Below are 13,346 nucleotides of genomic sequence, written 5' to 3'. Positions count from 1 at the left end.
ATGGGTCCCATGACAGACCGCCATGCTCCAACGCGCTCCGCTTACCCGGGCGCAGTAAATGAAGACGACTGCCTGGAACAACAGATTCAGCATCTTCTGGTGGCCGTTGAGCACGAGCTCCGGTCGGCACCGGCAGGCATGAACGAATTATCGCTGATCAAGGCCCTTCAGAAACCGCCGTGGGAACTGCTTGGAGCGGTTGTGTTCAGCGAACCGGAAAAGCTCTACCCGGTTCACTTCCTTCTGTTCCATGTGCTCTACCGCCTGCGGGACCAGTTGTCTGAGGCCGGCGAGAGCCTCACAATCTCGCCTCTTAATATTCGCATCGAGGCGAAGACGGTGGTCGGTGGCGAGGGTGTTCCGGACAGTGTCGACACACTCCGCCATTTCTATCTGGACCTGTCCCAGTACCGTCTGCCCGAGGAAGCAATCCAACAGATGATGAATGATTTCTGGGCAGGTTCGCCTGGCCAGGCACCTGCGCAAGCCGAAGCGAAGGCGGCGGCGGAAGTACTTGGATTCCAGGCCGTTCCCGGAGATTTCCCAACGGTCAAGAAGCGTTTCCGCCGGGCCGTGATGCACGCCCATCCAGACCGCGGCGGCAAGACCGAAACCATTCAGCATCTCAATCAGGCCTTTGCGGTACTGAAAGCCCATTTTCGGCATAGCATCTGACCGGTCCGCTCCAACTGAGCCAGGACACAGAAACACAGGAGACGATATGCAGCTTAAAGCATTCCTGAAATCTTCCATGATCGTCACTTTGATGGCGACTGGCACCGCAGCGCGCGCAGATCTCGTTGTCCTGCAGTACCATCATGTCAGTGATTCAACGCCGCCCGCCACCAGTACGTCTGTGTCTCTTTTCGAGGGCCAGCTGGATATGATCTCGGATCTGGAGCTGGAGGTTGTGGATCTGCACAAAGGCACAGAAGCAACACTGGCCGGTACCGATGGGCAAGGTAATCGCATCGCGATTACCTTCGACGATGCCTATGACTCCGTCTACCATACCGCGGCGCCACTTCTGGCCGAAAAGGCCTACCCCTATACCATTTTTGTAAACACCGAAGCCGTTGGCCGAAACGGCTATATGACCTGGGATCAGATTCGGGAACTGGCCGAGCGTCCGGGCGTTACTATTGCTAACCACAGCGCAGACCATGGACACCTTGCCCGAGAGCCAAACGAGAGCGAAAGCGACTGGCAGGCCCGGGTTACCAACAGCCTCGATTCGGCCCAGGAATCCCTTGAAGAGGAACTGGATTCGCCTGCACCAATGTTCGCTTACCCGTACGGAGAGTTTGACCAGGCACTGGAACGCAAAATTGCCGAGCGGGGCTGGTATGGTTTTGGCCAGCAATCCGGAGCCATCGGACAACAAACAGAGAAAACCCGATTGCCTCGCTTTCCGATGACGAACGCCTATGGTCAACTGGGGAACCTTGAGAACAAGCTACGCAGTAAAGCTTTCCCTATTAATACCGGAGAGCTGCCAGATGGCGTGATCTCCGAGAATCCGCCCACATTGGTTTTCCCGTTCGTGGACCCCATTGATGCCAACCGACTGACATGCTTTGCGTCCGGTCAGGGACGAATCGACTTTGATGTCATCGACGGCAATGTGGAAGTGAAAGCCCCTGAGGCCTTTAACAGCCGGCGGTTCCGCTATAACTGCACGCACCCTGTCGGTGATGGCAGCTACTACTGGCTGTCCCAGCAGTGGCTGGATCTGAGTAAGCCGGAGGACTGACGCCTCACTCCTCCAACTGCATCAGGCCAATCTCACCATGACTGACATGGGGGATTTTCCGGGGGCCGGTACTGGTTTCGGTAACAGTCTGGCCCTTCAAATCTTCCTCCCTGGTAAAAACGACCAGCCAACGCTCTCCCTGGCGGGGGAATGCAGGTACCCAGGCCTCCAGGTAGCCGCGTCGGTGCCAGTTCTCCGGGGTAAAATCCATGACCAGGTCTGTCACCAGCCTTAACGGCGCCATCGTCTCATCCAGAAATACCAGGGAGGGCACAAACACGCCGTCCCTGGCGTAGGAGCGCAGGCGGATGACCAGACTTGCCTGCTCGTCGGGGTCGGGAAGTGCAATCAGTTGGTAGGGACTGGTTCCGGTGAGAAACGGATGGGTTGCTGAATCCTCACTAAGGGTAACGCCGAACTCCCTTCCTGATTGCCACCCTTGCCGACTTTGAACATTCAGTGACTCGCAGCAGGTGGCTGAAAATCGGGCAAAGAAGTTATCGGTTGGAGCCTCAATGCCGAGTATGGCAAAGGCGTCGGGGTCATAACCCTCCACCGGCGTCTGGTCTGCCTGATCCGGCCCGGCATGGTACACGCTGGCTTCGGTAATCTGGACCGGCGGCTCAACCAGCCCTTTTTCAACGTCAGAACGGGTATCGGGCTGGTAATAGCTAACCCGGACATTGCCTTCAGCATCGCGCCAGGTGAAATAAGGCTGCCTCTCCCCGGGTCGAACGTAGCCGTCCTTCTCAAGCTCGGTAGCATCAGGGTAGTTTTCAAGGGTGTACTCGGTTTCCTCCTCCAGCCCTGACTCTGAGCTGGCCGGATTTCCGGAGCGCTCTGGCTCTGCCTTTACCTCCGGATCGAGCTGCTCACTAGCGTCTGAATCAGAGTCCCTACTCCCTGCTCTGGCAATGGGGGAGTATCGCACCCTGCCCTGTTCGTCGACCCAGGTAAAATAGCCTTCCCGCTCCGAAACCGTGGAGCCACCTATCTGGCAGCCTCCGAGAAGCGCTGCCAGAAAGAGAAACAAGGCTGATTTACCTACAGAGCCGTTAATCACTGCGAATGACTACCCTTCGGTTAGTGGCATCACTCAGAACTTGGTCCGGAAACTGAGGCCTGCCATGACAACCCTGAGCGACGTCTTGATATCGAGACCCGCATACGGGTTGTAGATAATATTAGTGATGTTGTCGCAGTTTACGTTACAGCTGGTGTCGGCGGGAATCGACTCTACCGAGTGAAGGTAGCTGAGATTCATGTCAATTTCTGTGTCTTTGTCCCACTGGTAGCCCATACCGATGCTGTACAGGTTTGCCCCACCGAAAGGCGCCATTACCTGTCGCTGATCATCCGGGATAACGGAATCCCGTATCTCTACCCCGGCTCGCAGGTCCAGACGGGAAGACGCGTGAAACTCCATGCCGAACGCCCAGTTCCACTGGCTCTTGAAACCGAGCGGCAACCTCAGGGTATTGGGCGTGGCATTGTCCGGTGACAGAATCCGGGCCGCATTGAGAAACTCCAGATTACGGTCAAACCGGAAAACGAAAGCATCCCACTGTTTGTAATCGGTCCAGCCAATGTCGGCATTGAGGGTCAGTTTCGGATGCACGTCAACACTGATGCCGGTCTGGAAATGCTGGGGATACACCAGATCCATACTGACGTTCCCGGATTCCTTGGGCGCGCCGGACGGCAGGCTCAGGATCGCCGAGGTGATGGCTCCGAGGACTGATCCGTTCACGCTTTGCCAGAAGCCGGACCAGTCGTCGGTGTACTGGATCTCGAAGGTGCCCTTCATATTCATTTCGGCTTCCGAGGTGTAGCTCGCACCCCAGCTGAACCAGTCTGTCGGCTCCCACATGACACCCAGAGCATAGGTCGGGGACAGGGTTTCCTGAACATTGATGTTCAGTGCGCCAATGTCGTCCCAGGGGCCAACATTACCACCACAAAGCGCCAGCCAGGGCTGGAGCGGCTCATCACCACTCTCACAGTTGAAGGCGTCCTGCAGGATTTCTGCTACACCCAATAGCATATTGGGGGCTCGCATGTACTGGTCTGCCGCGATCCCCATATGGGACAGGTGTATGCCGGCTCCCACCGACCAATCGTCATTGATCTCGTAACCCACCGTTGGTGACAGGTAGGTGGTGCGCTGCAGCGCCGTAGCCTGGGGTTGATAACGGCCGGGGTCGTCCTTGTCGCGGTAGAAACCGGCCGCCAGCGGCAGGTAGAAGGCATTACCGAAGGTCAGCTTGGAGCCCGGCGGGTTGATGCTGATCCCTGCTGAGGGTGCCAGGGCCGGTCCCGGAGGCGCACGCAGAATTCCGTATCCGGGCAAATACAGCGCCACGTTGTTGGTATGGCTGTGGGTATTGGCAACCGGGTCCCGTTGCTTACCCGTTTGCGGGTCAATCTCAAGCCCGTCGATGCCGAAAATCTCATAGCCCTCTGGCGCTGTGAAATCCGCGTCAATGTCCAGATAGACGCTCATCAGGTTCACTTCCAGCTGACGCCCGTCCAGTTTTGTCAGGCCCGCAGGATTGTAGTGAATCGCCATGATCCCCGGAGGATCGGCGGTCACGGCGTTGCCGAGCGCCAACGCCTTGGGATGAATGGTCAGGTTCTGCGCCAGCTGGGCCTGCGCGCCACAGGAGATGGTCGTGGCGATCAGGGCCGCGAGAATCTGACGGTTGTGGCTTTTCTGTCCCATGAAGTCCTTCCCTTCCCGTAACTCGTCAACGACACCAATCACTCTTTGAGACCGGAGAAGTTAATGGGCAGGGAGACCCCCAGGGAGAAGTCCGGTGCGTCCTCGGTGAGGCCAATACCCAGGCTGGTATTCACAATCGTTGTGTCGCTGACACGGGTACCCAGTGACATGCTCAGGAAACCGGTCATCTGGTCCTGGGCAACAGCCTGGTCGCCATTGGAAAAGGTGAGAATGGTTTCATCGCTGTAACTGAGCTGGGCCGAAATGCTCAATGAAATGTCGTACGACAGGGAATAGGCGAAACCAGCCGAGCCGGACAGCCCGAAACCGGGATCTACTTCTTCCAGCAGGCGTGCGCCTCGCACCTGCTGCAGGTTTTCTGCCGGCAGGTTATAGGTAGCACTGACAGAACCGAAAACCACCACCGGATCGAGAACCTTCGAAAGACTCGCCCCACCCCCGATGGAGTAGTATCCGCTGCCAGTAGACAGCTGCTCGTTGATATCGATCTCATAGGGGCTGACACCGGTCTTGGTGGACAGGGTTCCGAACAGGGTTGTCGACATCTTGCCCGGGACGTAGGCAAACGGCTGCCAGCGCCCGGTAAAGGAAATATCGCCAAAATCGTAAACGTTTAACTCGTCCTGGGTATCATATTTGACCACCAACGGAATCCGGGTACCCACCGTGAGGTTGTCCAACAGGCCGTAATCGTAGGAAAAGGAATTCGTAAAGCTGTGGGTTGCCGATGGCACCACGTCCAGATTTCTGACTGATCCATTGGTGATGGCCAGATCCAGCCGCTGGTCCGCGGTATAGGAATAGTCGAATGAATAGTTCAGGGAATGGGAGCCCTTCTTCTGCAACGAGTAGTTCTTCTCTGCAGCCTGGAACACCTCCTCAAGCTGTTGTGAAGCGTCCTCGTCTCCCTCCTGCTTGGCCAGCGCTTCCCGCGCCTGATCCACACTTCCTTCCTGCGCCAGGGCCATGCCCGGAAGCAGACCTGCCGTGGAAACAAGGATAAAACCTCGCACAAACCAACGATTCATCCTGACTCCCTTATTTTATTTGTAGTGTTCCTGACCGGGGGATTGCCCGGTGAATTAGTTTCGACGGTAGTGCAACTGCTTTCGGGTGTTCTCTACACTGCCGTCGGGATTGTTTTTCTGGCGTTCCAGCAGATTCTGGATCCGCCTCTGGGTGGACTCGTGAAACGCCGGTATCCGTTCCAGCGCCAGAAGTGTCATTGTCTGGTCATCCACAAAACGAAGGTCTTCCTCCTTCAGCTCGAGGTTGTCCAGCGGCTTGTCACTGCCCGGAAAGACAATGAAGAGCACGTTGTCATCCCACTTCTCCTCGAACTGGGCGAGGGTGAAAGAGATGTTGCCTACTGAAGGATCGGCCAGGTAGGCGCGCCCGTCGCGGATCGTTCGTAACACAACGAAATGTTTGAAGCCCGCGTGATGGATAGGCACGATTGCCGGGTGATCAAGGTCCTTGAGGTCATCAATGGTGGCCCGGAAGCCACCTGATGGATAGCCGAGTGCGGTAACCAGTCGCTTCATGTCGAGCATGGAAAACGCGCGTCGCTCAACAATGCGCTCGCTTTCGCCGTAATGCAGCAACCCCTCCATGACCTGTCGTTCTGACAAAGTCCGGCCGAGGTAGAAATTCAGTACGGTGGTCAGCGCGGCACTACCGCAGCTGTAGTCATAGGCCTGACGCACGATGTTCCGGAATTTCTGCTCAACCAGGGGCTCGACCCTGACGTCGGACCTCAGCTCAACCGGACTGGAATCCACATCCTGCTCGATAACGATCTGGCCCTTCTCGAAAGGCTCCACCACGGTGGCTTCCTGCACCATGGTGAATGTAAGAATGGATCCGGCGAGCACCAGCAGCATGTCAGACGAAGTCCCTGTTTTTATTGGCCACGTTATAAATCGGGTTACATGTTGTTACGGTAAGATACCGAAAAGCCTGCGCCCTGAAAGATAACTGTGCCTCAAATCTGTCGCTGCAGGAGGGGCCTTGCGAGGTGGATTTGAGAACTGGTTCAAGGCGCTGATCGAAGAAGCCTCGAGGGTTGACTCAACGGGCCAAAAGGGGGTATCAACACCAGTCCTGACACTCAAATTCCTGATGTAGATCCTGATGACAACAACTCTGAACCCGGGACAGATCACCTTTATCACTGCCAAGAACCAGAGCCCGGTGTCCCCACCCGCACTACTTCCAAGAGAGAAGTTCAACGATCTTCTGCATGGCCTCGAGCCGGTGAGTCTGCTCCTGGTTCATGCACCGGCCGGGTATGGCAAAACCACCACCATTGCCGAGCGACTGGCCAGCCTTGAGGCACGTTCAGCGTGGTTCCGCCTGGAAGCCAGTGACAACGCCCCGGGCCGTTTTGCCGGGTACCTGGCCAATGCCCTTGCCAGCGCCACCGAGGGGAGCTGCCAACCGGTTTTGGAAAGACTCCAGACCGAAGGCTATGACAGCCTCGAATCTTTCCTGACTGACCTACTCGCCGCCCTGCCCCAGGATGACGAGTCGCTCTACCTGGTGCTCGATGATTATCACCTGATCAGCAACGGCGAAATCCATGAAGCGCTACGCTTTCTTCTGCGGCATCTGCCAGGGTATCTGACTCTGGTTCTCATCAGCCGAACGATGCCGCCGGTGGGAGTAGCCCAGCTCCGTATGCAGGGGCGTCTGACTGAAATAACCAGCCGGGCCCTCGGTTTTGAAGCGGATGAAGCCCAGCATTATCTCCAGAGCCGGCTGCCTTTTGAGATTGCGCGCGAAGACATTGAGCGGGCTGTCCGCCGGGTTGAAGGCTGGATCTCCGCCCTGCAATTGCTCGCCGCTTCATCCGCCACCAGTGTCGAATTCAGCGAGTTTGTCGATCAGCTGGAACACGGTAACCAGAATATCTTCGATTACTTCGATGAGCTGGTGGGCAACGACCTGAGCGAACAGCAAAGGCGGTTTCTCATGCGCACGAGCATCCTCGACCGGTTTAACGCGGGAATGGTAATGCGGGTCATGGACGACGCGGACGGACAGTCACTGCTCAGCAGCCTGCTGTCCATGGGGCTGTTCATAACCCCCGTGGATAACTCAGCACTCTGGTTCCGGTACCATCCGCTATTCTCGGTTTATCTGCGCCATCTGCTCACCTGCACCACTCGCGAGAACCAGAGAGACCTCAATCAACGGGCCGCCGACGCCTGGCTTGAACTGGACCATGCGGAGGAGGCTGCCAAGCACGCCATTGCTGCGGAAGATCCCGAGCGAATTACCCGCGTGCTCACCATCCACGGGCGCAAATTCTTTACCGAAGGTCAGTTTCACCTGCTTCAACGCTGCCTGGACACGCTGCCACAGGAAATCATCGCCGAAGATCCCACGCTGACTCTGCTCAGGGCGTGGGTTGCCCAGGGGCAGTACAAGTTTGATGAAGTCGAAAACTGGCTCTCAGCAGCGGAAGCCCGTCTGAAGGCATCCCTGAACGAGGACACGCAGCGCGCCGTTCATGGCGAATTCAGTGCCATCCGCGCCCAGGTGGCGATGAATTATGGCGACGGCGAACGCGCCCTGACGCTTGCCCGCGAAGCCATCGAACAGGAAGCGCGCTTCCTGCCCACTTCCAGAGTTGCTGCCGCCTCGGTCATTGGTGAGGCGCTGTTTGTGCGCGGAGAACTTGAGGAAGCCCTGGCCCGAATGCAGGATACAGAGCATCTCGCCCGGGCCCATCAGGCCCACCAGAACGTGATCTGGGCGCTTTGCCAGCAAAGCGAAATCAGTGTCGCCATGGGTCTCCTGCAAAAGGCCTACAACATTCAGGAACGTGCTTTCCAATACGCGGAAGAAAACCAGCTGAACCACCTGCCGATCCTGGAATTCCTGTTCCGTATTCGCAGCCAGATCATGTGGGAGTGGCACCATCTGGAAAGCGCCGAGCGGTGCGCGCTTCAGGGCATTGAAATTCTTGAGGCCCAGGGAGAACGCTGGTATGTCCAGAGTTACACCTCCCTGGCCAAGGTTGCCCAGGCACGGGGCCGACAGAGCCTGTGTGCGGATTACATCGCCAAGATTCAGAAAATGCTGGCGGCGGAAGACTACCACCTGGATTGGGTAGCCAATGCGCAGGCCACCATGCTGTCATACTGGGATGCAGTTCGGGATCACGACTCTATTCAGCGTTGGCTCACAATTGCACCGCACTGCGATCCGGTGAAGGCCACTAACCATTTTAATCAGTGCAACGGCCGCAACCAGGCCCGGGCGTTAATCAGCCTCGGGCAATACGAACTGGCACAACCACTCCTCGAGGAGCTGACCGCGGTAGCGCGGGAGTTTGGCCTTAAAACAGACCTGAATCGCAATCACATTGCCCTCGCCTACCTTTACTGGCAACTGGATGAACGCGAACAGGCTCTCGATCACATGAAAACGGCGCTGGAACTGGCAAGTACCACCGGTGCTGTGGGCAGCTTCCTGCGGTTGGGCAAGGAGCTGATTGTTCTGCTCAAGGCGCTGATCAACGATGAAGCCATTGAAGGTATGGAACTGCAGCGGGCAGAGCGTCTGATTCAGCTAGCCCAGCAACAGCGGGACTTCAGCCGCGCCATCCGGATCTCGCTGGATGAAGCCATCATCCAGGACATCATCGACCGGCCGGATGTGCCAGAACTGATCCGAACCTCTCCTCTTACCCGCCGCGAATGGCAGATTCTCAGCCTGATACATGCCGGACTATCCAATGACCAGATTGCGGAGCACCTGAAAGTGGCCTCGACAACAGTCAAGACACACATCCGCAGCCTTTATCAGAAACAGAACATCAGCCATCGTTCAGAGGCCATCGAACTGGCCAAAGACCTCCTGAGCAAGATCCAGGGAGACTAGGCTCGGCTGGCCTACATGGAGAAAACCACACCAAGAAGCAGATAACTGAGCAGTGTCACCACCACAATACCCATCAGATTGAGGGCAAATCCGGCTCTGATCATATCGCTGATCTGCATATGGCCGCTGGAGAACACGATGGCATTGGGTGGCGTGGCCACAGGCATCATGAAGGCGCAGCTGGCCGCGATCGCAGCAGGCACTGTCAACAGCAATGGTGACACTCCCTGACTGAGGGCCAGTGCCCCCAACAAGGGCAGAAACGCCGCTGCCGTTGCCGTATTGCTGGTCACTTCCGTCAGAAAGATGATGATGCCCGCCACCAGCACAATCATAACCAGTGTTGGCAGAGCGCCGGCTACACCCAGGCTCTGGGCGATCCATTCAGCAAGACCTGAACTGCTGATCACGCCAGCCATGGCCAGCCCGCCACCGAACAGAAGCAGCACGCCCCAGGGAATTCCCTTCGCGGTCTCCCAGTCGAGAACGAATTCTCGGCTGCGGGTATTGACGGGTATGAGGAACATGGCAATGGCCGCGGCAATGGCGATGCCGGTGTCACTCAGCCAGGGCATGAGGTTCTCGGACAACAACGGTCTGAAGATCCAGGCGGTGGCCGTGATCAAGAACACCAGGGCCACGAGTTTTTCCCCTTTTCCCAGTGGCCCCAGGGCATCAAGCTCCTCGCGTATCGCTTCAGCACCACCTGTAGTATTACCCAATCCGAAGTCGCGCCGGGTCAGCCACCACCACGCAAGGGCCAGCATGACGACCGTGACCGGAACCCCCAGCAGCATCCATTGGGCAAAGCCCACGGAAACCCCCTGGTTTTCGCTCAGGTAGGCCGCCAGCAAGGCATTTGGCGGTGTGCCAATCAGCGTGGCAATGCCCCCGATACTGGCGGAATAGGCAATAGCAAGCAGGAGGGCTGTGGCGTAACGCCGAATACCCTCGGGATTGTCATTGCTGTCCATCATTGCCACCACCGACAGGCCTATTGGCAACATCATGATGGCCGTTGCGGTATTGCTGACCCACATGCTCAGAAAAGCCGTTGCCAGCATGAATCCGGCAATCTGCCTGCGAGGTTTGCTGCCCACGGCCTTCAGCGTCAGCAGTGCGATCCGCCGATGCAGGTTCCATCGCTGCATGGCAAGCCCCAGTGTAAATCCCCCAAGGAACAGGAAGATGATCGGATTGGCATAGGGCTCTGTGGCTTCACCAACCGTGCCAAGCCCGAGCGCCGGGACCAGAACGATTGGCAGCAAAGCTGTGGCCGGAATCGGAATGGCCTCGGTGGACCACCAGGTCGCCATTAGCAGCATCAGGCCGAGGGCGGCCCAGGCTTCCGCCGCCATGGTTTCGGGGGGTGGAAGAAGGATGGTTGCCAAGAGAAACGCGGCGCCAAGGATCAGCCCGATCACCTGGCTGCGGGGCAAGCCCCGGGGTTGGTTGTCTGCGCTGAGCTCTTCGGACATACCATTCTGTTCCGTTATTTAGACTCTCAAAATTTGCGGGCAAGAAAAACGTCAGAGCTTCCGAAGCTGGCGATCATGCAACCGCCCGAGCAGGATAAGAGCCAGGATCGCGCCGGACAACGCCCAGGCCATATCCGACTGGGTATCCCAAACATACCCCTGGGTGCCCAGAAAAGCCTCGGCGGCTTCGTCGCTGAGCAAGGCCACCCACCACTCGATCAACTCATAGAAGGCGCTCAATGCCAGACAGAAACAGACGATGAAAAATGCGGCCCAGCGGGGGCCGGAAAATACGTCGAATCGAATGACCAGTTCCCTGGCGACCATTGCCGGTATAAAACCCTGCGCCAGGTGGCCGAGCTTGTCGTAATTATTGCGCTGCCAATCAAACCAGTCCCGAAACCAGTCGAACAGAGGCACTTCCGCATAGGTATAGTGCCCCCCAACCATCAGGATGACGGCATGGATCAGAATCAGGAAATAGACCAGCGGCGTCAGCGGATAACGGAAGAAACACCAGACAACCAGTGCAAATCCAATGACCGCGGGCAGAACCTCAAGTACCCAGGTCGCCCGATCCTTCGGCCCGATGGCAGACCAGACAAAGACTGAAAGAAAGACAACCACCCAGACTGCGGGCGCAAATCGTTGGTTCATAGGTTTCCTTTTATCCGAAACTACCCAGACGCCCCGGCGCGCAGGAAGTGGCCGTATCCGGGTTCTCTGCCCAATGCAGCTTCCACCTCACCATCCGTTACTGCAGCTCGGCCGTTGATCAACACCTCTCTGACACATCCAGGCACCCGGTTCACCATTCGCTCCAGCCCGAAGTTTTCCATTTCGGCCCATTCGACCTGTTCCAGATCCTGATCAAGGCCATGGGGGTCCAGTACCGTTATATCAGCCCGGTCTCCTTCCCTTATATGACCCGCATCAACCCCCAGCCAATCTGCCTGCTCGCCCGTCAGCCTGTGCACGGCACGCTCCAGGGACATAACTGGCTCACCGTCTTCATGGCTTTCACGGACCAGCTTGAGAAACCGTAACGGCAGATTGTAAAAAGCCATATTCCGGATGTGGGCACCGGCATCGGAAAAGGTGATGAGGGCGCCGGGGTTGGTAACCATTTTCCGGAGCCGATCCTTTCTGTGATTGCCTACCGTGGTAAACCAGCGCAATGAGCGGCCATGGGCGACCACCATGTCGAGGAAGAAATCGACCACATGGATGCCGCGATCAGCCGCCAGTTCAGCGAAGTTGCGACCAACCACGCTTTTATCCGGGCAGTCGAGAATCACGGCATCACCGAAATCCCTCTGCCACACCCGGGGCGACAGCTTTTCCTTGTAGAATTTCCTGAACTTCCGTCGGTACTGTTCGTCTTTCAGGAGCTCGTTGCGCTCGAGTTGATCGCGAATATCTAGGGCCATCTCACCGGCACCGAATTCCTCGAACAACACGATATCCATACCGTCGGCATAAACGGTGAACGGCGTGGGCAACAGCTGCCAGCGAAAGTTGCCGCCAAAGCTGTTGGCCAGCCACCCCACCAGGCTTGCCATCGGTTTTACCGTGGGATTGCCTTTCAAATCAATCATGGCAATCAGGGTGGTTTTCAGGGGCTTTCTCAACCAACCCAGGGTCTCTTTCAAATACTGGGTAACCTGAAGAGGATTCGCCGCATTGGGTGCGCCCTGGTGCACCCGCCCGTAACGGCGCAGAAGGGCATTCAGACGGCTGACCTCCCGCCATCGGGCATAAGTGCTCGGCAGGCTCTTGGACCACTCACGGTCACCATCTACCTTGTCCCATTTCAGGCACATGGTGGAAAGCCCAAGAAAGCCTTCCTGCAGGGCTTCCTCAAGCAGACGTTCCATTTTTCGCTGCTCCTCTGCTGTCGGAGTCACGCCTCGGTCGGTAGCCCGATGCAGCCCCATGACTGCCGTCCGCAGATCACTGTGACCGAGAAAGCTGATGACATTGGGCCCCAGTGGGTGCTGGTCCATGAACTCCACCCACTCTTTGGGTGTCTTCCAGGACTTGTGCTGTCGCAGTATGGGCAGCACCTTTTCCCTCGGCACGGTCTCCACCCGGGTAAAAATATCCGAGGCGTCTTCCGGATCGGCACAGACCATGCTCAGCGAACAGCTGCCGATAAGCACTGTGGTGACACCGTGACGCACAGATTCAGACAGAGAGGGCGCTACCAGCAACTCAGCATCGTAGTGGGTATGGGTATCGAGAAATCCCGGCGTTACCCAGCAACCGCTGGCGTCGATCGTGCGAGTGGCCAGACCGGTGTCAGGCTGTTCATCAAATATCCGGGCAATCCGGCCTTCTTTTATGCCCACGTGGGCTATGCGGGAGGGACCGCCGGTACCATCGAAATAACGACCACCGACAATCAGAGTATCGAACTGGTTCACCTCGCCAGGCTCCTTTTTGTTGTTTTATGTCGTCAGTCTAGCCAGCAGAACGTGAT

Annotated in this window: 10 protein-coding genes; 3 read left to right on the top strand and 7 right to left on the bottom strand. The window is 57.2% G+C overall.

What is annotated here, in order from left to right:
- Together ABNF92_RS18705 and ABNF92_RS18700 are read left to right on the top strand one after the other, a co-directional pair.
- A complete protein-coding gene (locus ABNF92_RS18705) occupies positions 1 to 675 on the top strand; it encodes a DNA-J related domain-containing protein (RefSeq protein WP_349342984.1) in 675 nt (224 codons plus the stop codon).
- A 46-nt stretch (positions 676 to 721) separates the two neighbouring features.
- The gene (locus ABNF92_RS18700) at positions 722 to 1,753 is read left to right on the top strand and encodes a polysaccharide deacetylase family protein (protein ID WP_349342983.1); all 1,032 of its coding nucleotides are present in this window, start codon (positions 722 to 724) and stop codon (positions 1,751 to 1,753) included.
- Between the two features lie 4 nt (positions 1,754 to 1,757).
- Here the strand turns inward: ABNF92_RS18700 and ABNF92_RS18695 are convergent, their stop codons facing one another.
- The 4 genes from ABNF92_RS18695 to ABNF92_RS18680 all read right to left on the bottom strand — a co-directional run bounded on the left by ABNF92_RS18695 (position 1,758) and on the right by ABNF92_RS18680 (position 6,379).
- Positions 1,758 to 2,786, bottom strand: a complete 1,029-nt coding sequence (locus tag ABNF92_RS18695) for a MalM family protein (RefSeq protein WP_349342982.1) — start codon at positions 2,784 to 2,786, stop codon at positions 1,758 to 1,760.
- Positions 2,787 to 2,849: 63 nt separating this feature from the next.
- The gene (locus tag ABNF92_RS18690; protein WP_349342981.1) at positions 2,850 to 4,475 is read right to left on the bottom strand and encodes an outer membrane protein transport protein; all 1,626 of its coding nucleotides are present in this window, start codon (positions 4,473 to 4,475) and stop codon (positions 2,850 to 2,852) included.
- Positions 4,476 to 4,513: 38 nt separating this feature from the next.
- The gene (locus tag ABNF92_RS18685) at positions 4,514 to 5,524 is read right to left on the bottom strand and encodes a flagellar protein FilC (RefSeq protein WP_069183349.1); all 1,011 of its coding nucleotides are present in this window, start codon (positions 5,522 to 5,524) and stop codon (positions 4,514 to 4,516) included.
- A 54-nt stretch (positions 5,525 to 5,578) separates the two neighbouring features.
- Positions 5,579 to 6,379: a C39 family peptidase gene (locus tag ABNF92_RS18680; protein WP_053112284.1), complete on the bottom strand. Its 801-nt coding sequence runs from the start codon at positions 6,377 to 6,379 to the stop codon at positions 5,579 to 5,581.
- Between the two features lie 250 nt (positions 6,380 to 6,629).
- On the opposite strand from ABNF92_RS18680, the gene malT reads away from it, so the two are divergent.
- Positions 6,630 to 9,386 (top strand): HTH-type transcriptional regulator MalT, encoded by a 2,757-nt coding sequence (malT, locus tag ABNF92_RS18675; protein ID WP_349342980.1) that lies wholly within the window; start codon positions 6,630 to 6,632, stop codon positions 9,384 to 9,386.
- A gap of 11 nt (positions 9,387 to 9,397) precedes the next feature.
- On the opposite strand, the gene ABNF92_RS18670 is transcribed toward malT, so the two are convergent.
- The 3 genes from ABNF92_RS18670 to ABNF92_RS18660 are packed head-to-tail and all read right to left on the bottom strand — an operon-like array spanning position 9,398 to position 13,290.
- Entirely contained in the window at positions 9,398 to 10,864 is a 1,467-nt protein-coding gene (locus ABNF92_RS18670; RefSeq protein WP_349342979.1) for a DASS family sodium-coupled anion symporter, read from the bottom strand.
- 51 nt (positions 10,865 to 10,915) lie between these two features.
- On the bottom strand, positions 10,916 to 11,521 hold the full coding sequence (locus ABNF92_RS18665) for a DUF2238 domain-containing protein (protein WP_349342978.1): 606 nt from the start codon (positions 11,519 to 11,521) through the stop codon (positions 10,916 to 10,918).
- A gap of 20 nt (positions 11,522 to 11,541) precedes the next feature.
- Positions 11,542 to 13,290 carry an amidohydrolase family protein gene (locus tag ABNF92_RS18660; RefSeq protein ID WP_349342977.1) on the bottom strand — a complete coding sequence of 583 codons (1,749 nt, stop codon included), beginning with the start codon at positions 13,288 to 13,290 and terminating at the stop codon, positions 11,542 to 11,544.
- Positions 13,291 to 13,346 lie beyond the last annotated feature (56 nt).

The organism is Marinobacter sp. MMG032 (genome assembly GCF_040112695.1).
Classification (GTDB): domain Bacteria; phylum Pseudomonadota; class Gammaproteobacteria; order Pseudomonadales; family Oleiphilaceae; genus Marinobacter; species Marinobacter salsuginis.
The sequence above is the reverse complement of the archived record's forward strand: the minus strand, read 5'-3'. Positions and strand labels throughout refer to the sequence as shown.

Excerpts from the sequence above, each read along its gene's own strand:
- ABNF92_RS18680 (WP_053112284.1), bottom strand. The coding sequence starts at position 6,379 with ATGCTGCTGGTGCTCGCCGGATCCATTCTTACATTCACCATGGTGCAG.
- ABNF92_RS18670 (WP_349342979.1), bottom strand. The coding sequence starts at position 10,864 with ATGTCCGAAGAGCTCAGCGCAGACAACCAACCCCGGGGCTTGCCCCGC.
- ABNF92_RS18665 (WP_349342978.1), bottom strand. The coding sequence starts at position 11,521 with ATGAACCAACGATTTGCGCCCGCAGTCTGGGTGGTTGTCTTTCTTTCA.
- ABNF92_RS18700 (WP_349342983.1), top strand. The coding sequence starts at position 722 with ATGCAGCTTAAAGCATTCCTGAAATCTTCCATGATCGTCACTTTGATG.
- ABNF92_RS18690 (WP_349342981.1), bottom strand. The coding sequence starts at position 4,475 with ATGGGACAGAAAAGCCACAACCGTCAGATTCTCGCGGCCCTGATCGCC.
- ABNF92_RS18685 (WP_069183349.1), bottom strand. The coding sequence starts at position 5,524 with ATGAATCGTTGGTTTGTGCGAGGTTTTATCCTTGTTTCCACGGCAGGT.
- ABNF92_RS18705 (WP_349342984.1), top strand. The coding sequence starts at position 1 with ATGGGTCCCATGACAGACCGCCATGCTCCAACGCGCTCCGCTTACCCG.
- malT (WP_349342980.1), top strand. The coding sequence starts at position 6,630 with ATGACAACAACTCTGAACCCGGGACAGATCACCTTTATCACTGCCAAG.